The organism is Citricoccus nitrophenolicus (assembly GCF_047305825.1).
Taxonomy (GTDB): Bacteria; Actinomycetota; Actinomycetes; order Actinomycetales; family Micrococcaceae; genus Citricoccus; species Citricoccus nitrophenolicus.
Genome location: NZ_CP063070.1, coordinates 697,711 through 716,531, shown reverse-complemented (window position 1 = coordinate 716,531; position 18,821 = coordinate 697,711). Strand labels below are relative to the sequence as shown.

General features: G+C 71.9%; 17 protein-coding genes. 9 read left to right on the top strand and 8 right to left on the bottom strand.

Translation table 11 applies throughout. The features are described from left to right. Positions 1-3 precede the first annotated feature (3 nt). From IMT31_RS03250 to folP, 4 genes are all read right to left on the bottom strand, one after another. Complete coding sequence (locus IMT31_RS03250; protein ID WP_345355724.1) at positions 4-459, bottom strand: tRNA (cytidine(34)-2'-O)-methyltransferase; 456 nt, start codon at positions 457-459, stop codon at positions 4-6. A gap of 172 nt (positions 460-631) precedes the next feature. After that, positions 632-1,639 (bottom strand): DnaJ domain-containing protein, encoded by a 1,008-nt coding sequence (locus tag IMT31_RS03245; RefSeq protein WP_413543736.1) that lies wholly within the window; start codon positions 1,637-1,639, stop codon positions 632-634. Then, positions 1,636-2,475, bottom strand: coding sequence for a pyrimidine reductase family protein (locus IMT31_RS03240; protein WP_345355525.1), 840 nt, complete (start codon positions 2,473-2,475; stop codon positions 1,636-1,638). The genes IMT31_RS03245 and IMT31_RS03240 overlap by 4 nt, the downstream gene beginning before the upstream one ends. Beyond that, positions 2,472-3,467, bottom strand: a complete 996-nt coding sequence (gene folP / locus IMT31_RS03235) for a dihydropteroate synthase (protein ID WP_345355726.1) — start codon at positions 3,465-3,467, stop codon at positions 2,472-2,474. The genes IMT31_RS03240 and folP overlap by 4 nt, the downstream gene beginning before the upstream one ends. Positions 3,468-3,611: 144 nt before the next feature. Between folP and IMT31_RS03230 the strand changes: the two genes are divergently transcribed. The 9 genes from IMT31_RS03230 (at position 3,612) to IMT31_RS03190 (ending at position 14,469) form a co-directional block, all read left to right on the top strand. Further along, the gene (locus tag IMT31_RS03230) at positions 3,612-4,631 is read left to right on the top strand and encodes a hypothetical protein (RefSeq protein ID WP_413543735.1); all 1,020 of its coding nucleotides are present in this window, start codon (positions 3,612-3,614) and stop codon (positions 4,629-4,631) included. Between the two features lie 112 nt (positions 4,632-4,743). Next, a complete protein-coding gene (locus IMT31_RS03225; RefSeq protein WP_345355531.1) occupies positions 4,744-6,072 on the top strand; it encodes a cysteine desulfurase family protein in 1,329 nt (442 codons plus the stop codon). Positions 6,073-6,099: 27 nt separating this feature from the next. Then, positions 6,100-7,248: a tRNA 2-thiouridine(34) synthase MnmA gene (gene mnmA / locus IMT31_RS03220; RefSeq protein WP_345355534.1), complete on the top strand. Its 1,149-nt coding sequence runs from the start codon at positions 6,100-6,102 to the stop codon at positions 7,246-7,248. Between the two features lie 153 nt (positions 7,249-7,401). Further along, entirely contained in the window at positions 7,402-9,054 is a 1,653-nt protein-coding gene (locus tag IMT31_RS03215; protein WP_413543734.1) for an ABC transporter substrate-binding protein, read from the top strand. A gap of 54 nt (positions 9,055-9,108) precedes the next feature. Further along, positions 9,109-10,188, top strand: coding sequence for an ABC transporter permease (locus IMT31_RS03210; RefSeq protein WP_378109421.1), 1,080 nt, complete (start codon positions 9,109-9,111; stop codon positions 10,186-10,188). 1 nt (position 10,189) lies between these two features. Further along, positions 10,190-11,146, top strand: a complete 957-nt coding sequence (locus IMT31_RS03205) for an ABC transporter permease (RefSeq protein WP_345355540.1) — start codon at positions 10,190-10,192, stop codon at positions 11,144-11,146. Next, a complete protein-coding gene (locus IMT31_RS03200) occupies positions 11,143-12,903 on the top strand; it encodes a dipeptide ABC transporter ATP-binding protein (RefSeq protein WP_413543733.1) in 1,761 nt (586 codons plus the stop codon). The genes IMT31_RS03205 and IMT31_RS03200 overlap by 4 nt, the downstream gene beginning before the upstream one ends. A gap of 10 nt (positions 12,904-12,913) precedes the next feature. Continuing rightward, positions 12,914-13,291: a chorismate mutase gene (locus IMT31_RS03195; protein WP_345355546.1), complete on the top strand. Its 378-nt coding sequence runs from the start codon at positions 12,914-12,916 to the stop codon at positions 13,289-13,291. Then, on the top strand, positions 13,288-14,469 hold the full coding sequence (locus IMT31_RS03190; RefSeq protein ID WP_413543732.1) for a hypothetical protein: 1,182 nt from the start codon (positions 13,288-13,290) through the stop codon (positions 14,467-14,469). The genes IMT31_RS03195 and IMT31_RS03190 overlap by 4 nt, the downstream gene beginning before the upstream one ends. Here the strand turns inward: IMT31_RS03190 and IMT31_RS03185 are convergent, their stop codons facing one another. From IMT31_RS03185 to IMT31_RS03170, 4 genes are read right to left on the bottom strand one after another with little or no spacing between them, the layout of a single operon-like run. Next, complete coding sequence (locus tag IMT31_RS03185) at positions 14,470-15,795, bottom strand: DUF58 domain-containing protein (protein ID WP_345355552.1); 1,326 nt, start codon at positions 15,793-15,795, stop codon at positions 14,470-14,472. It lies immediately after the preceding gene. Positions 15,796-15,808: 13 nt separating this feature from the next. Then, positions 15,809-16,861 carry an AAA family ATPase gene (locus IMT31_RS03180; protein ID WP_413543731.1) on the bottom strand — a complete coding sequence of 351 codons (1,053 nt, stop codon included), beginning with the start codon at positions 16,859-16,861 and terminating at the stop codon, positions 15,809-15,811. Next, positions 16,858-18,126 (bottom strand): DUF4350 domain-containing protein, encoded by a 1,269-nt coding sequence (locus IMT31_RS03175; protein WP_413543730.1) that lies wholly within the window; start codon positions 18,124-18,126, stop codon positions 16,858-16,860. The genes IMT31_RS03180 and IMT31_RS03175 overlap by 4 nt, the downstream gene beginning before the upstream one ends. Next, positions 18,123-18,806 carry a DUF4129 domain-containing protein gene (locus IMT31_RS03170; RefSeq protein WP_345355561.1) on the bottom strand — a complete coding sequence of 228 codons (684 nt, stop codon included), beginning with the start codon at positions 18,804-18,806 and terminating at the stop codon, positions 18,123-18,125. The genes IMT31_RS03175 and IMT31_RS03170 overlap by 4 nt, the downstream gene beginning before the upstream one ends. Between the last annotated feature and the right edge of the window lie 15 nt (positions 18,807-18,821).

The window sequence follows — 18,821 nt, the reverse complement described above, 5'->3', positions numbered from 1 at the left end:
TACTCAGCCGCCGCCGGCGAAACCGTGCTGGCGCCACGCCTCGTAGAGGGCGATCGAGGCGGAGTTCGCCAGATTGAGGGACCGACGCGAGGGCTGCATGGGCAGCCGCACGCGAGCACTGATGCGGGGATCGGCCAGGACCTCGTCCGGCAATCCGGTGGACTCCCGGCCGAACAGCAGCACGTCCCCGGGTCCGTAGTCGATGTCCGTGAACACCTCCTCGCCGTTCGCCGTGAACGCGAACACCCGGGCCGGCATCAGGGCCTCGAAGGCCGTCTGGAGATCCGGGTGCACTGTCATGACGGCGAGGTCGTGGTAGTCCAGCCCGGCGCGGCGCAGCTTGGCGTCGGAGAAGTCGAAGCCGACGGGTTCCACCAGGTGCAGTTCGGCACCGGTGATGGCGGCCAGCCGGATGATGTTGCCGGTGTTGCCGGGGATCTCCGGGGTGTGCAGCAGGATACGGAATCCGGGAGTGCCGGGTGCCGGTGCCCGCGGGGCGCCCCGGTGCGGATTGCTCGGGAAGGTGCCCGGGCCGTCGTCGTCCCCGGGGTGGGCGCGGTGAGCGGGGGCTGAGGGATCAGAAGGCACCCGACCATGGTAGTTCCTGGCCCCGGGGGTACCTCGGGACGAGTCAGTACAAGGCGCCGAGCAGCCGGGCGAGCAGCCGGCGGTCCACGGTGGCGGACCGGGGCCCGGTGCCCAGGAACATCTTCAGGTCCCGGCTGAACTGCAGGGGATTGGCGGGCGGGTCGGTCAGGAATCCGGCATCGGAGTCCAGCACCGAGCGGGTGCGGTCGAGTTGGATGACGGGCGCATGGGGGTTGTCCTCGGATCCCATGACCAGCACGAAGCCGCCCACGGTGCAATCCGGGAAGGCCCGCTGCAGCGCCACCATGGCGGGCGCGAGGGACGGCGGCGAGAGGCGGCGATCGCCCTTCCACAACTCAGCCCCGTCCCAGCGGTAGACCCCATCGGGAACCTGCAGGGAGCCGATCACCGCCAGCCGGTCCCCACACAGCAGGACGTGGTCGATGGCCCCGGAGCTCAGCCGTCCGAAGGTCAGGTGCAGCCCGTTGACCAGCCGCGCGGCCGGCATGGAGGGCAGCACATGAGTCTGGACCGTCCGGATGGCGCGGGCCTCACGGACCAGGCGATGGCCCGCCGGGAGGATGCCCCTCTTGCGCGGTGCCCCATGGATCTGCTGGGAGCTGCGGGCCAGGTCCAGCACCATCTCCTCGTCCAGCGGCGGCACGTAGGTGATGGTCCCGGAGCCCGTGCCGTTCCCGGAGCCGGCTCGGCCGGCGCGCGTGGAGGATCGTGTGGTGAAGGGGCGGTCGGCCGGCGGTGTGGTGGACCGGGCGGAGGGGCCCGACGCCGGCCCACCGGACCGCGCGTTCGTCCCGGGGCGCTGTGCGCCGGTGGCGCTGAACCCGCGGTCGTAGTCGCGGCGGGAGGCCGGATCACCCACGAGCTCCCACGCGTAGCTGACGATTCGGAACTCGGCCGCGTCCCCGCCGTAGTCCGGGTGCGTACGGCGCGCGGCACGGCGCCAGGCGGCCTTGAGGGCGGTGGAGTCCGCGTCGAAGGACACCCCGAGGACCTCATAGGCGGAGCGTCCACCGAGATCGGCCGGGCTCACGGTGACGGCACCCCGCCCTCGTCCGGGATGGCGCCGTGCTGGTGGCGGGGGAACCGGTAGCGCAGGAACAGGGCGCCGCTCTCCTCGAGCAGGCCGACGAGGTGCAGGGTGGTGGCCTCCGGCAACCCGGGCCCGCCCATGATGCGCCGCGCCGAGGGGCCGGCCGCCAAGGGGGACAGGGACAGGCACAGTTCATCGGCCTCTCCCGCGGCCGCGAAGGAGCCGAACAGGGTGGGGCCGCCCTCGGAGTGCACCAGCCGGTGGCCCCGTGCTGCGAGCTCGGCGCGGATCCGGGCCGGTTCTGCCTGCTCCCTGCCGCAGTCCACCACGTCGGCGACCTCCTCGAGCGCCCGCCGCCGGCCGGAATCCGCCCCGGCGGTGGTGAACACCAGGGGGCGGACTGGGGCGGTCCTGAGGAACTCACCCTCCGGGTCCAGGTCGAGCGAGCCGCTGACCACGGCGATGACCGGATGCCCTGGCAGGCCACGGGTCTCGCGCCAGGCTCGGTCCTCGGCCGTGACGAGCTCTCCGGAGTATCCCTCCGCGCGGACGGTGCCGGCGCCGATCAGGAGGACGTCTGCGGGGCGGCGGAGCAGGGAGAACAGGCGGCGGTCCGCAGCCGTGCCCAGCCCACCGGAGAGTCCGTCCAGGGTGGCGGCACCATCGGCGGAGGAGACGAAGTTGAACCGCACCCAGGGCCGGCCGGCCGGTCCGCCGGTACCGTCCGGGCCGTCCACCGGTGGGGCATAGAAGGCCACGAGCTCGTCGTCGGAGAGTTCCGCCGCGTCGCCCGGGCTGGGCAGGCCGGAGGGGTAGGGGTGCACGAGCGCTCTCATCGGTCGGCCCTTTCGATGATCGGGGTGGGGGCGGTCTCCCAGCGGGACCCGTCGCCGGGGCCGGCGGAGCGGTCGGCATCCCGGTTGAGGGCGTGCATGTTGTGCTCCAGGGTCACCGGCTCGCGCCAGCCGAGGAGGGCCTCGGTCATCCGCACGGTGGAGACGGCCGGACGCACCTGGTGCATGCGCAGGACCCTGGCGCCGCGGAGGGCACAGAACTGCGCCGCGGCCAGCGAACCCGCCAGGCGGGCGGACTTGTGCTGGCCCAGGGTCTCGCCGATGAAGTCCTTGTTGGACACCGCGGCCAGTGCCGGGAATCCCAGGGTGGCGAAGGCATCGAAACGGCGGGTGATCTCGAGGGAGTGCAGGGTGTTCTTGTTCAGGTCATGCCCCGGGTCCACGACGATCTTCTCCGCCGGGACGCCGAGGGAGAGGGCCAGATCGATACGGCGCAACAGGTGCTCTCGGACCTCGGCGACCACATCCGCATAGTGCGGGGAGGGCACGGGGGTGCGCGGGGTGGCCAGCGAGTGCGTGATCACCAGGTGGGCACCGCCGGCGGCCACCACCCGGCCCAGGTCCGGATGGTGCAGTCCGGTGGTGTCGTTGATGACGTCCGCCCCGGCGGCGATGGCGCGCTCGGCCACGAGCGGCTGGAAGGTGTCGGCCGAGAGGATGGCGGTGGCGGCCGGGCCCTCACCGGAACGCAGGGCGGCGATGACGGGGACCACCCGCTGCGTCTCCTCGTCCGCCGGGATCTCGGGGCCGGGGGAGAAGGGGGCGCCGCCCACGTCCACCCAGTCCGCACCGTCCGCCGCGGCCTGCCGGGCGGCCGCCACGGCGGCGTCGAGGGTGAAGGTGGCGCCGTCGTCGTAGAAGGAATCCGGCGTGCGGTTGACCACGGCCATGACCAGGATGCGTGAGCGGAAGTCCACCGTGTGGTGGGCGAAGCGGTGGACCGGGTGGGCGAACTCCGGTTGGACCACGGGCATCGGTGGCATGCTCCTCTGTGGATTCGGTGGGCAGCGGATCCAAGGTCCGCCTGCAGACATTCTGGCAGGAACCGCCGGGCGGGGTGGAACATTGCGGACGGGAGGGCCCCGAGTCCCGGGCTTCAGAATGGCACGATGGGTGGCATGCGACGCAGACCCCGCCCCCGGCCGGAGGCCCCGGAACTCCGGCTCCTCGACCCGGCCGAGGGCGCCTGGGTGGCAGGGACGCTGGAGGCTGGGGCCCGGCTCGGCTCCGTCGCCTCGACCGTGCCCGTGGGCAACCCGGCACCCTACGAGGCCATCGCACGGATCTTCCATCCAGTGCCCTGGCATCACCGGCGGTGGGACGACGGCGCCGCCTCCCGGGTGCGCGGGCTCGGCCTGATGCCGGGGGAGACAGCGGACTTCCGCCGGGACACCAGCGCCGATGCGGATCTCCGGACGGTTCACGCCTATGGCTGGACGGACTGGGGCACGGTCGCCCGGGACCAGGGAACTGAGCTCCATGCCGCCGCCCAGTGGGCTGACCTGGCGCGGGTCGACCAGGACGAGGCCTCGCGCTCAGCGGTGGAGGCGGCACTCGAGTTCGGGCCCCCGGAGCAGGGTGCCCTGGCACCCTCCGCCATGGCCGCGCTCGCCGAGGTGCTCCTGCAGCACACCGGAACCCCGGATCGGCTGGTGCTCGGACTATGGCCTGGGCGCGGCTGGATGGACGGGGGGAGCGCCGTGTTCGGCCCCTCCGTGGGGGAGGCCACCGGGGGGAGGCACTCGTCCCTGGAGATGCCACCGGCCTTCGGCCCGGCAACCCTTCGGGCCCTGCGCACCGGCTCCGGACTGCTGGACGTGGGCGGGGGCTACCGCGAGTACCTGCTGGTGGCGGACGATGGCGCCCGACTGCGCCGGCCGTTCTGGCCCCGGGCGGTCCACCCACTGCTCCCGGAGCACGACCGGACCGAGTACCAGTCAGCCAACCTGGCCTGGCCACGAGACCGGGCCTGGGCGCTTGCCAGTGAGATCGACTTCGACTCCACGCTCGTGGCCGGTTCCGCCGACCTGATCCGGGTCCTCTGCGCCGACCCGGGGCTGGAAGCGGTGACCGTGCGACCGGAGACGGACCTCACGTGGTTCGCCGACACGGTCAACCACCGGGGCCCCGTGGGCTGATGGACCGGGCACCACCGCCCCCCCCGACCGGTCTCCAAGCCCGGCTCACGGCGGGCCGGACCGGCGTCCACGGGGCAGCGCCGAGTCCCACGCCGGCTCCTAGACTGAAGGCATGAGTCCAGCCGCCTCCCGGAACCGCGCCTACCTCGACCACGCCTCCACCACGGCCATCCGCCCGGTGGCCCTGGAGGCCTTCACGTCGGGATCCCTGGCACTGGGGAACCAGTCCTCCCTGCACCAGTCCGGACGGGGGGCGAAACTGCGGGTGGAGACCGCCCGGGATGCCCTCGCCTCCACGCTCGGCGCCCATGCCAGCGAGATCGTCTTCACCTCGGGCGGCACCGAATCGGACAACCTCGCCCTCAAGGGCCTGTACTGGGCGCGTCGGGACCGGGCCCGGGCCGCCGGAGCGGACGTCGAGTGCAACCGCATCGTGCTGACCGGACTCGAGCACCACGCCATCCTGGACACCGCGACCTGGCTGGAGGCCCATGAGGGCGCCCACCTGGACTTCGTCCCGGTCCACGCCGACGGCATGGTGGACCTCGAGGCCTGGCGCGCCACGCTGGAACGGGATCCGGACTCCATCGCGGTGGCCACCCTGATGTGGGCCAACAACGAGATCGGCACCGTCCAGCCGATCGCCGCGGTGGCCGCCGCGGCCCGGGGGGTGGGGGTGCCGTTCCACACGGACGCGGTGCAGGCCTTCGGTGCCGTTCCCGTGGACTTCAGCGCCTCCGGGGCCACCACGATGGCCGTGACGGGACACAAGATCGGGGCCCCAGTCGGCGTCGGGGCCCTGGTGGTGCGCCGTGACGCCACCCTGACCCCGGTGCAGCACGGCGGGGGCCAGGAACGGGACATCCGCTCCGGCACCATCCCGGCCGCGCTCATCGAGGCCTTCGCGGCCGCCGCCACGGAGGCCCATGATCGGCTGGCGGAGGAGCGAGAACGCCTGGGCTCCCTACGGGACCGGCTCATCGTCGGCGTCCGGGACCTGATCCCCGAGGCCCGGCTCACCGGTCCCGAGGACATCGACCCCCGGACGGGCGAGCGATTGCCGGCCGGCACGCGCCGATCGCCGAACAACGTCCACTTCATCTTCCCCGGCTGCGAGGGCGACTCGATCCTCTTCGGCCTGGACATGGCCGGCGTGGAGTCCTCCACGGGGTCCGCCTGCTCGGCCGGGGTGCCGCGACCCTCCCACGTGCTGCTGGCCCTGGGCATCGACGAGATCCTGGCCCGGTCCGTCCAGCGGTTCAGCCTCGGGCATACTTCGACCGCCGAGGACGTTGAGCAGGTGTTGACAGCCCTGCCGGAGGTCCATGCCTCCGCGCTCCGGGCCGGTATGGCCGGGCACACCTCTACGATTAAGACGGCCAACAGCCATGCCCAGACCATGCCCAGACCACGCCCAGACCACGTCTCCAGCAAAGACTGAGAGCAACCCCGAAGGGATTCCCAGCCTATGAAGGTCCTCGCCGCCATGAGTGGAGGAGTCGACTCCGCCGTCGCCGCAGCCCGTGCGGTGGACGCCGGCCACGAGGTGGTCGGGGTGCACCTGGCCCTGTCCCGCATGCCCGGGACGCTGCGCACCGGATCCCGCGGCTGCTGCACCATCGAGGACTCCCGGGACGCCTGGCGGGCCTGCGAGAAGCTCGGCATCCCCTACTACACGTGGGACTTCTCCGAGCGGTTCAAGGAGGACGTGGTGGACGACTTCGTGGCCGAGTACGCCGCCGGCCGAACCCCGAACCCCTGCATGCGCTGCAACGAGCGCATCAAGTTCGCCGCACTGTTGGAGAAGGCACTCGCCCTGGGCTTCGACGCCGTCTGCACCGGCCACTACGCCAAGGTGACCCGCACCGATGGCGGCACCCTGGAGCTGCATCGCGCCGCCGACTGGGCCAAGGACCAGTCCTACGTGCTGGGCGTGCTGACCGCCGAGCAGCTCGAGCACTCGATGTTCCCGCTCGCGGACACCCCCTCCAAGGACCTGGTGCGGGCCGAGGCCGCCGAGCGTGGGCTCACCGTGGCTGCCAAGCCGGACTCCCATGACATCTGTTTCATCCCGGACGGGGACACCCGCGGCTGGTTGAACGAACGCCTCGAGATGACCGAGGGGGACATCCTGGACACGGACGGCGAACGCCTGGGCTCCCATCCCGGTGCGCACGCCTTCACGGTGGGCCAGCGCAAGGGCCTGAACCTCGGCCGTCCGGCCGCGGACGGACGGCCCCGGTTCGTGCTGGAGGTCCGCCCCAAGGACAACGCGGTGGTGGTCGGCCCCCGGGAGATGCTCGCCGTGGACCGGGTCATCGGCATCCGGCCGTCCTGGGCGGGTGCCCCGCCGGCCGAGGAGTCCACCGGTGAGTGGTTCGACTGCCATCTGCAGGTGCGCGCCCACGGGGACCCGGTGCCCGCCCGCGCGCGGGTGCAGCCGTCCGAGGAGCCCGGTGAGGAGCCGTCAGGGCCTGAGGCCGGCACCTGGCACATCGAGCTCCACGAACCCCTCACCGGGGTCGCCCCGGGCCAGACCGCCGTGCTCTACCAGGGCACCAGGGTGCTCGGTCAGTCGACCATCGACGCCGGGTTCAACGCCGACCGCGTCGCCTGAGACTCGCCGGTAACCTGCTGCCCCGTTTCGCCGCGGTGACCGCGTAGGCTGTCGTCTCATCCAGGCCACCGTGACCTGGATCACGTCATCGCTCGCATCCCGGTTCTGCGGCCCGCACCCCTGGTGTCCGCTGAGCCTTCAGGAGGACACCCCATGGCCATCATCCGACGCCGCCTCAGCGCGGCCATCGCACTGGGTGGCGTCGCCGCCCTGGCCCTCACCGCCTGCACCGGCCCCGCCCCCGGCGGGGACACCTCGGACACCGGCTCTGAGGACGGTGGAAATCCCGGTGCCGCCATCGTCTACGGCACCACGGACAAGGTCACGTCCCTGGACCCGGCCGGCTCCTATGACAACGGCTCCTTCATGCTCATGAACCAGGTCTACCCGCTGCTGCTGAACTCGGCCCCCGGCTCGGCAGAGGTCGAGCCGGACCTGGCCGAGTCCGCCGAGTTCACCTCCGAGAACGAGTACACCGTCACCCTTCCGGAGGGGCTGACCTGGGCCAACGGCAACACCCTGGACTCGGAGGACGTGAAGTTCACCTTCGACCGTCAGCTGGAGATCGCCGACCCGAACGGGCCGTCCTCCCTGCTGGGCAACCTCGAGTCCGTCGAGGCCCCGGACCCCACCACTGTGGTCTTCACCCTCAAGGAGGGCAATGACCAGACCTTCCCGCAGGTGCTCTCCTCCCCGGTCGGACCGATCGTGGACGACGAGACCTTTCCGGCGGACGAGCTGCTCCCCGATGAGGAGATCGTCGCTGCCGACGCCTTCCATGCCCAGTACACGATCGACTCCTACGAGAAGAACCAGCTCGTGAACCTCGTGGCCTTCGACGGCTACGAGGGTCTGTTGGGGCCGGCCAAGAACGGCCAGGCCTCCATCAAGTACTACGCCGATTCCAACAACCTGAAGCTGGACATCGAGCAGGGGTCCATCGACGTGGCAGCCCGGGCCCTGACCCCCACGGACGTGGAGGACCTCTCCGGCAACGACAACGTGGTGGTGCACGAGGGGCCGGGCGGCGAGCTTCGGTACATGGTGTTCAACTTCGACACCATGCCCTTCGGTGCCGAGACCGAGGACGCGGATGAGGACAAGGCCTTGGCCGTCCGTCACGCGATGGCCGACCTGGTGGACCGGGATGCGCTGTCCGAGCAGGTCTACAAGGGAACGTACACGCCCGCCTACGGCTTCGTGCCGAAGGAGTTCGAGGGTGCCACCGAGCCGCTGAAGGAGAAGTACGGGGACGGCGCGGGCGCCCCGGACGCGGAGCGGGCCGCCGAACGGCTGGAGGAGACCGGCGTCGAGACGCCCGTGTCGCTGAACCTGCAGTACAACCCGGACCATTACGGCCCGTCCTCCGGGGAGGAGTACGCCCTGGTCAAGCAGCAGCTGGAGGCGGATGATCTCTTCACCGTCAGTCTGCAGTCCACCGAGTGGGTGACCTATCAGGAGGACCGCGTGGACTCCTACCCCGTCTATCAGCTCGGCTGGTACCCGGACTACTCGGATGCGGACAACTACCTCTCCCCGTTCTTCGCCGTGGAGAACTTCCTGTCCAACAACTACGTCAACGAGGACGTCGACCGGATGATCGCCGAGCAGCGTGTCACCCCGGACGAGGCGGAGCGCAGCGAGAAGCTGGGCGAGATCCAGGACCAGGTGGGCGAGGACCTGTCCACCCTGCCGCTCCTGCAGGGTGCCCAGGTGGCCGTGTCCGGCACTGACGTGACGGGGGTGGAGGACACCCTGGACCCCTCATTCAAGTTCCGCCTGGGAGCCGTGTCCAAGGAGGGCTAGTCCACCGTGACCGTCACTGCTGACCTGCCGGGGACCCCGGCGGGCGACGAACCGGTGGACCTGCCCGGGAGCTCCGGCACCCCACAGTCCGCCCGGCCCCGCACGCGGGGGCTGGGCGGACTGGGCCGGTACATCCTCATCCGGTTCCTGCTCATCATCCCGACCGTCTTCATCCTCGTCACCATGGTGTTCTTCCTCATGCGGGTGACGGGAGACCCGATCACGGCCGCCATGGGTGGCCGGCTGACCCCGGCCCAGCTCGCCGAGCGGATCTCCGCGGCCGGCTATGACCGGCCCCTGCCCGTGCAGTACGTGGAGTACCTCGGCGGCCTGCTGACCGGTGACTTCGGCACCACGCTCTCGGACAACCGACCCGTGACCGAGGTGCTGGCCACCTACGGGGCGGCCACCCTGGAACTGGTGCTCTTCTCCGTCATCGTGGCCCTCGTGGTCGGCGTGCCCCTGGGCATGGTCGCAGCGAGATTCCGAGACCGCTGGCCGGATGCCGTGCTGCGGATCGCGGCGATCCTGTTCTACGCGACCCCGGTGTTCTTCGCCGGGCTGTTGCTCAAGCTGGTCTTCGGCATCTGGCTGGGCTGGTTCCCCACGAACGGACGGGTGCAGATCAACCACCAGTTGGAGCTGGACCGGCTCCAGGCTCCCACCGGCATCTACTTCCTGGATGCCCTGCGCTCGGGCAACCTGGCCGCCTTCGGGGACGTGCTCGAACACGCAGTGCTCCCGGCCGTGGCCCTGGGCCTGCTGACCGGCGGCGTCTTCCTGCGGTTGGTCCGCACCAACATGATCGGCACCCTCGGCAGGGAGTTCGTGGAGGCCGGCCGCTCCCGGGGAGTCAGTGAGGTGCGGCTGACCACCCGTCACGCCTTCCGGCCCGCCCTGATCCCCATCATCACCGTGATGGGCCTGCAGATCGCCATGATGATGGGCGGAGCCGTCCTCACGGAGACCACCTTCGAGTGGAAGGGCCTGGGCTTCCAGCTGGCCGAGTACCTCACCGCCCGAGACTTCGTGGCGGTGCAGGGGATCGTGGTCCTGCTGGCCGTGATCGTGGCCGTGACCAACTTCCTCGTGGACATCGTGGCCGTGCTGATCGATCCGAGGGTGAGGTACTGACATGTCCCTGGTCACCACTGCCCGCAAGCTGCCGGTCGTCTCCCACCTGGGCCAGTCCGCCGGCCTGCAACGGGGCATGCTCATCGCCGGACTGGCGCTGACGCTGCTGTTCCTCCTCGCCGCGGCACTGGCCCCGCTGCTGGCCCCCTACGGCTACTCCCAGATGGTCCACCCCGAGAGTGGCGCGGCCTTTCCCACCCAGGCCCCGCCCTCCGCGGAGCACCCGTGGGGGACCACGGTGGGCGGATTCGACGTGCTCTCCCGGGTGATGTGGGGCACGCAGACCGCCCTGGCCGTGATCGTGGCCGCGGTGGTCATGTCCCTGTTCCTCGGGGTGTTCCTCGGCCTGGTCTCCGGCTATCTCGGCGGCTGGGTGGACCGCGTGCTGGTCGTCATCGCGGACGCCGTCTACGCCTTTCCCTCCCTGCTGCTGGCCATCGTCATGTCGATCGTCATCAGCCAGGGCCAGTCCAGCCTGTGGGGCGGGATCATGGCGGCGGCCATCTCCATCACGGTGGTGTTCATCCCCCAGTACTTCCGGGTGATCCGCGCCGAGACCGTGCGGTTGAAGGCCGAGCCCTTCGTGGAGTCGGCCCAGGTGGTGGGCTCCTCCCCGTGGCGCATCATGACCCGCCACATCCTGCGGAACGCCACCCGGTCCCTGCCGCTGATCTTCACCCTCAATGCCTCCGAGGCCATCCTGACACTCGCCGGGCTCGGCTTCCTTGGCTTCGGCATCGAGCCGACGGCGGCCGCCGAATGGGGCTATGACCTCAACCGGGCGCTGGCGGACGTGACGAGCGGGATCTGGTGGACCGGCCTGTTCCCCGGACTGGCGATCGTGCTGACGGTGATGGGCCTGACCCTGGTGGGCGAGTCCATGAACGACCTCAACGACCCGCGCCTGCGCACCCGCTCCCGTCGGCGGTCCCGGCGCGTCACCCAGGAGACCACATGAGCACCCCCATCTCCGCGGAGCACCCCGACGACGGACAGCTCGCCCCGGTCCTGGACGTCCGGGACCTCTCGGTCACCTTCGCCACGGACGGCGGTGATGTGCAGGCCGTGCGCCACGCCGCCTTCTCCGTCGCCCCGGGGGAGGTCGTGGCCATCGTGGGGGAATCCGGGTCCGGCAAGACGGTCACCGCCAAGACGGTGCTCCGGCTGCTGCCCGAGACCGCCGAGGCCTCCGGGGCCGTCGTCGTGTCCGGCAAGGACGTGTTGTCCCTCTCCGGAACCGCACTGCGCCAGATGCGCGGCCGTCACGCGGCGATGATCTTCCAGGAGCCCTCCACGGCGCTGAACCCGGTGTACACGGTGGGCTGGCAGATCATGGAGGGGCTCCGAGCCCATGCGCGCAGCAGTGGGCAGGGCCGGATCGGCCGCCGCCAGGCCAAGCGCACGGCCGTGGAGGCGTTGCGGGCCGTGGGCATCCCGGACCCCGAGGCCCGCGTGGACTACTACCCGCACCAGTTCTCGGGTGGACAGAAGCAGCGCGTGGTCATCGCCGCCGCGCTCGCCCTGGACCCCTCCCTGATCGTGGCCGACGAACCCACCACGGCTCTGGACGTCACGGTGCAGGCGGAGATCCTGGACCTGCTGCGGGACCTGCGGGACACCCGTGGTGTCTCCATCGTGCTCATCACCCACAACATGGGGGTCGTCGCGGACCTGGCCGATCGGGTGGTGGTGATGTATCGAGGCGAGATCGTGGAGCAGGCCCCCGTCCGGGAGCTCTTCTCGGCTCCTCGGGAGGACTACACGCGGGACCTGCTGGACGCCGTGCCCCACCTGGGCCGCCAGTCGGCCTCGGCCGGGGCCACCGAGCGTGCGGGGGCGGGGAACGAGCCGGTGGTCAGCGCCCGCGGGCTGCAGATCGAGTTCCCCGGCCGGCTCGGTCGGCAGCCGTTCCGGGCCGTGAAGGGCGTGGACCTGGAGATCCATGCCGGCGAGGTCTATGGGCTGGTGGGGGAGTCCGGCTCGGGCAAGACCACGATCGGCCGAGCCATCGCCGGGCTCACCCGGGCCACGGGAGGCTCACTGACCGTGTTCGGTCATGAGATGGTCGGGTTCCGCGAGCGGGGCTTCAAACCGTTGCGCCGGGACATCGGATTCGTCTTCCAGGATCCTGCCGCGTCCTTCAACCCGCACCTGACGATCGGCGAGTGCATCGCCGAACCATTGCTGGTGCATCCCACGGCGTGGTCCCCGGACGGAGGGGAGTCCGCCGGGTCGTCCACCGGCCCGGGCAGGGCCGCCGTAGGACGCCGCATCGACTCCCTGCTGGATGCCGTCCAATTGCCCGCGGAGTTTGCCCGGCGTTACCCGCACGAACTCTCCGGCGGCCAGCGCCAGCGTGCGTCCCTGGCCCGCGCGCTGGCCCTGGATCCCAGCCTGCTCGTGGCGGACGAGCCGACCTCGGCCCTGGACGTGTCCGTGCAGGCCAAGGTCCTCGAGCTGTTCCGCGAGGTCCAGGAACGCTTCGGCTTCGCCTGCCTGTTCATCAGCCACGACCTGGCCGTGGTGGACCACCTGGCCACCTGGGTGGGGGTGCTCTACCGGGGCGACCTCGTGGAGGAGGGCATCGGCTCCGAGGTGATGGGCGCCCCGCGGCACGAGTACACGCGGCGACTCGTGGCGTCCCTGCCGGTTCCGGAACCGGTGGAGCAGTCACGCCGGCGTCGGGAACGGCAGGAGTCGGTCGGCGGACCGTAGGCTAGAGGCCATGAATGAGCAGCCTGACGCCGGGACCGGGCAGTGGTCCGATGCCGGCTATGACCCGCACGCCTCCTCCCTGCAGGGCACCGCCGATCCGGCCGTGCTGGAGGAGCTGTACGCGATCCGCGGCAGCATCGACAACTTCGACGCCACGCTCGTCTATCTGCTCGCCGAGCGGTTCAAGTGCACCCAGCGGGTCGGCCGGCTCAAGGCCCTGCATGAGTTGCCGCCCTCGGATCCTGGCCGGGAAGCGTCCCAGATCCAGCGGCTGCGCCGGCTCGCCGAGGACGCGGACCTGGACCCGGCCTTCGCCGAGAAGTTCCTGAACTTCATCGTCTCCGAGGTCATCCAGCACCACCAGGCCATCGCGGCCGAGAACCGATGAGCGCCGCCGGGACCCCCTCGGTCCGCGCCACCCTGCTGGGAGACTGGCCGGGAACGGACCCCGTGTCCGCCGCCGCCGATCAACTCGACCTCCTGGGCGCCCCGCACCTGCCAGCGCTCCCGGAGCTGCCCTCGCGCGGCCCGGGGTCGGACGCGACCGGACGCACCGCCGCCCTGCTGGACGGCCTCGCCGTGGATCTGCAGCCCCACGGATGGCGGCTCGTGCCGGAACCCGGCCTGGACCACCGGCGGGCCGTCTCCGCGCTGCGCACCGACGGTCTCGCCCTGACGGACGTGGCGGGAGAGTCCGGCGTGGCGCTCGAGGACCTCGTCCTGCGCGTCACCGGGCCCGCGAGCCTGGCCGCAGACCTCTGGCTGCCCGGTGGCGAGCGTTCCCTCTCAGACCACGGGGCCCGCCGGGACGTGGCTCAGTCACTGGCCGCCGGCCTCGGCGAGCAGGTGCGGGCCCTGCGTTGCCAGACGGGCGCCGGCCGACTGACCGTGGTCCTGGAGGAACCACGCGCCGCTGCCGTCCTGGCCGGGGCACTGCCCACGGCGAGCGGCTACCGCACCGTTCGGTCCCTGCCCCGCTCGGAGGTCAGGGCCGCCTGGACCCTGGTCCTGCAGTCCGTGCTCGACGCCGGGGCCACCGGTCTCGTCCTGGCCCCCGGCCGGCAGGGGGCCGACGCCGACTGGGGTTGGGCGCAGCTGGCGCTGCTCGCCTCCGAGGCATTGCCGCCGCGCGCATCGGGAGCCGAGAGCAGGAACGCGGGCCCGGGGCTCGGTGCTCAGACGAAAGACCCGTTGACCGCACTGGCCCTGCCCCTGGCGCCGCTGGAGGGGCCGGGTGCCGATCCCTCCCGGTGGGAGATGGTCGCCGGCTGGATGGAGGCGGGGCGCCACGTGGTGGTCAGGCTTCCCACACCGGAGTTCCCGGGCGTGCCGGAGACCCGCGGGCGTGCTGGGGCCTCGGCGGACCGTCCCTACCGGGGCGCCGCCGTCGGGCTGGCCCGGACCTGGGAGCGCATGGGACTGGACCCCGCACTGCTCGGCCACCTCATCCTCGCCGCCCCGGGACTCTCCGGTGGCACCCGGGTTCAGGCCAACCGGACCCTCGAGGGCACGGTGGCCACCGCAGAGGAGCTGGACCGCATCCGCCAGGACGGCGGGCTCTCCTGACTAGAGGCGGCCGGCAGCCTTGAGCCTGAGGTAGGCGTCCGCCAGGGCGGGCGGCAGGGCGTGGGGCGCCGCGTCCACCACCTCGACACCGAGCATCTCCAGCTCACGGGCTGCGGCCCGGCGTTCCAACCCGGCGCGCTCGGCGGCAGCCGCGCGGAAGGCCGTCTCGGCATCGTTGCGAGTCCGGGCCATCTCCGCCAACTGGGGGTCCGCCACCGAGCCCACCACCACCTGGTGGCGGGACGTCAGAGCCGGCAGCACGGGCAACAGCCCCTCCTGCAGGCTGGCGGCGTCCAGGTCCGTCAACAGCACCACCAGGGAGCGCTGCCGGGACACGGAGGCCACCTCCACCGGGATGCTGGACCAGTCCGCGGCGAGCAGCGTCGGCTGCACGGGTGCCAGGGCCGTGACCAACCGGTGCAGCAGATGGCCCTTCTGGGTGGAGGAGGCGCGGGCACGTACCCGCCGGTCGAAGGCGATCAGCTCCACTCGGTCCCCGCCGGCGGAGGCCAGTGCCGCCAGCAGCAGTGCGGCCTCGATCCCGGTGTCCAGCTTGGGCTCATCGTCCACGCGGGCCGCCGAGGTCCGGGAGGTGTCCAGCACGATCACCACCCGTCGGTCCCGCTCGGGCCGCCAGGTCCGCACCACCACGTCCTGCCGGCGGGCGGTGGCACGCCAGTCGATGGAGCGCACGTCGTCGCCGCGCACGTAGTCGCGCAGGGAATCGAACTCGGTGCCGGCTCCCCGGTGCTGCACGGCCGAGCGACCGTCCATCTCCCGCAGGCGGGCCAACCGCGAGGGCAGGTGCCGGCGCGATCGGAACGGAGGCAGGATGCTGATCTCGCCGGCGGCGGGGATGGTCAACTGACGCCCCGCCACCCCGAGGGGCCCCCAGGAGCGGACGGTGACCGAGGGGGTGCGCAGGGTGCCCCGGCGGCGCGGCATCAGGGAGGTGAGTGTCCGGCGTCGCTCCCCGGCGGGCACGTCCAATGCCACCGCCGCGTCCGAGCGGGGCCGCGAGCCCTCCGGCGCCGGGGCGGACTGACCCGCCGAGGGCTGCCAGGCGTCCCGCAGGGAACCGCGGAGCCGGCGCCGGCCCCGGTTGGTCACCAACAGTGCATTGTCCACGGCCTCGTCCAGCCGGGAGGACGCCGGCAGCTCGCGCTCGAGGACCAGCTCGCGCGGCGAGGCGGCGAGCACCAGGTCGGCAGTGGCCACCAGGACCAAGCCCAGCACACACCACAGGATCGTGTCCGTGCCCGGGCGCAGGACCACGGGGACCAGGCACGCCAGGGCGAGGACCAGGAACCGGCCGGAGAACACCATCAGCGCGTACCGATCAACGCGGGACCGGGACGGTGGCGAGCAGCCCGGAGAGCACCTGGTCCGTGCTCACCCCGTCCAGCTCGGCCTCGGGCCGCAGTGAGACGCGGTGCCGCAGGCAGGGCAGCGCCATGGCCTGGACATCATCGGGAGTCGTGTAGTCGCGACCGCCCAGCCAGGCCCAGGCCTTGGCGGTCTGCAGCAGGGCGGTGGAACCGCGCGGCGACACGCCCAACTGGAACGAGGGGGAGAGCCGGCTCGCCCGGGCCAGATCCGTGATGTAACCGAGGACCTCCGGGCCGGACTGCACCCGACCCACAGCGGCGCGCGCGGCCTGGACGGTTCCGGCACCCGCCACGGCGGTCACGCCCGCTGCGGCCAGGTCTGACGGCGAGAAGCCCTCGGCGTGACGGCGCAGGATCTCCACCTCGTCCTCGCGCTCAGGCAGCTCAAGGGTCACCTTCAGCAGGAAGCGGTCCAGCTGTGCCTCGGGAAGGGGGTAGGTGCCCTCGTACTCGACCGGGTTCTGGGTGGCGGCGACCATGAAGGGGTCCGGCAGGGGCCGGGACACGCCGTCCACCGAGACCTGGCCCTCGGCCATGGCCTCCAGCAGGGCGGCCTGGGTCTTCGGCGGGGTGCGGTTGATCTCGTCCGCCAGCAGCAGGTGGGTGAACACCGGGCCCTCACGGAATTCGAACTCCCCGGTCTTCGTGTCGTAGACGAGGGAGCCGGTGACGTCACCGGGCATCAGGTCCGGGGTGAACTGGACTCGGTGGGTGTCCAGGTCCAGCGCCGCGGAGAGGGCACGGACCAGCAGGGTCTTGGCCACCCCGGGCACCCCCTCGAGCAGGACGTGGCCGTTGCAGAGCAGACCGATCAGCAGTCCCGTGACGGCCGGCTGCTGCCCCACAACGGCGCGGGCCACCTCCTCGCGTACTGCGCCGAAGGCGCGGCGCAGTTCCTCGTCACCCTGGCCCTGCCGGTTCGGCTGGTTCGGTTGGTTCGGCGGGTTCGGCTGGACCTGTTGGTTCGGTTGGTAGACGGCGTGCTCGGGATTCGGATCGGTCATGGTGTCCTTCCATCGGGGTCTGAGGTGGTCAGGGCCGCCTGCACGGTCTCCTCCAGCTGCTGTAGTCGGCGGCCGGCGGCCACCAGCTCGCGGGAGGATCCCACGCGCTCCACGTCCAGTTCGGCGGCCACTCGCGCCGGGTCACGTCCGGTGAGCCGGGCCGCCGCGGAGACGATCGCCTCCACCGGGGCGCCATGGCCCAGGCTCAGAGCCCGGGAGAGCCGCACGAGCGTGGCCGCGCGCAGAGACCGGGCGGCGGCACCGTGGTGGCCGAACCGCTCGTACAGGCGGGCTCGGCCGACCGCGGTCTCGGAGGCCGGGACCACCACGGGCAACGGCTCCACGGCGAGGGGCCCGTGGCGGCGGCCCCGCCACAGCATGAGAACCACCAGGCAGATGATGAGCCAGACCCCGGCCGGGCGCACCCAGTCCGGCAGTAGTTGATCCGTGGTCGGGGGGCCCGGATCCACCGCCACATCCGAGAGTCCCGGCAGGTACCAGACCACATCGGTGGACTGGCCCAGGGACCAGAGGGACAGCACGGGGTGGCCGTCCTGACCGGCCGCCTCGTTGGAGAAGACCCCGTGATTGCCCAGGACCACGGTCCCCTCGGACGTCTCCAACACGGTGTGGGCGGAGCCGCTCGGCCCGGATGCGGTCTCCGGGACGGGGAAGCACGCCGAGGCGTCCGCATCGCGGTAGGCCCGGCCCGCCGCGGGGACGGACTGCGCCTCCCGGCCCATCGCGATCCGGCACCGGCCCCCGGAGCCCAACCGGTCGCCGTCGGGCACCTGACCGGCCTGGGACACTGACGGGGCCAGCCGCTGCAGCGTCTGGAAATCCGGTTCGACGAGGACCCGCCGGTCCGCACTGACGGCGGCCGCGAGCTGATCCAGTCCGGCGGCTGGCAGGTGGCCGTTGGCATCGTGGAACAACACGGGTGCCTCGGGGTGCTCGTCGGCCAGCGCCACCGCATCGTCGAGCGAGTCAGCCGGATGCACGGTGATTCCGTGGCCCTGCAGCACGCGGACCACGGCCTGGGCGCCTTGCGGGGCAGCCGAGACCGGGGAGAGCTGGCGGTCATCCGGGCTCTGGCGGAACACCGAGGGCAGTGTCACGAGCACCAGCAGGGCCGCCAGGACGAACCAGATCCAAGCCTTTCGCCACCACTGCCCCAGGGCCTGTGCGGTGGAGGGGACTGCCGGGCCGGTGGACGCGCTGGTGGGCGTGTCGGCAAGCGTGCTGGTGGACGTGGTGGGGCTCATCGTGGGGCCACCACCTGTGGCCGTGCGGCGGAGCCGGCGGATCCCGGGGACGGCTGCAGGAGCTGCAGCCGCTCGTCGAGGGCGCGGACCGACTCCGCCTGTGCCGGGCTGGATCCCCGTTCGCCGTAGACCACGGCGTTGAAGTCGTCCGCGGCGGAAGCCAGGGCACCCGCCTCGGCGGGGAACGCGGAGCCCAGCCCGAGGGCCGCCTCGGTGGCGGTGCGTCCGGGCTTGACCGCCAGCACGGTACGGACCTCGGCCTGCCGCACGAGTGCCCGGTACCAGGCGGCGAGTGCCGCCCCGTGATGCCCGGCCGCCGCGGCGGAGGCGGCCGACCGGCGGTACTGTTCCGGACTGATCGACCGATCGGACAGCACGGCGGCAGCCCGCCGAGCGCGGACCGCCGCGTTGCTGCGGGGGCGGACCAGCAGCAGCACCACCACGGCCACCACCACGAGTGCCAGGGGCAGGACCCAACCGGGCAGGGAGGGAGCAGCGCCCCCGAGGGAGGTGAGCCACTCCATCACGGTGTCGAGCGCACCGGCGAGCCACTCCAGGAGGGGATTGGGCCTGGCCTGGGCATACTCCGGACTGGACAGTTCGTCCTGGAGCAGACGGCGGGCCTCGTCTCGGTCCGGCTCCCAGCCCTCACCGGTGACGGCGGCCGCAGCCCAGCTCATCTCCAACCCAGCGCC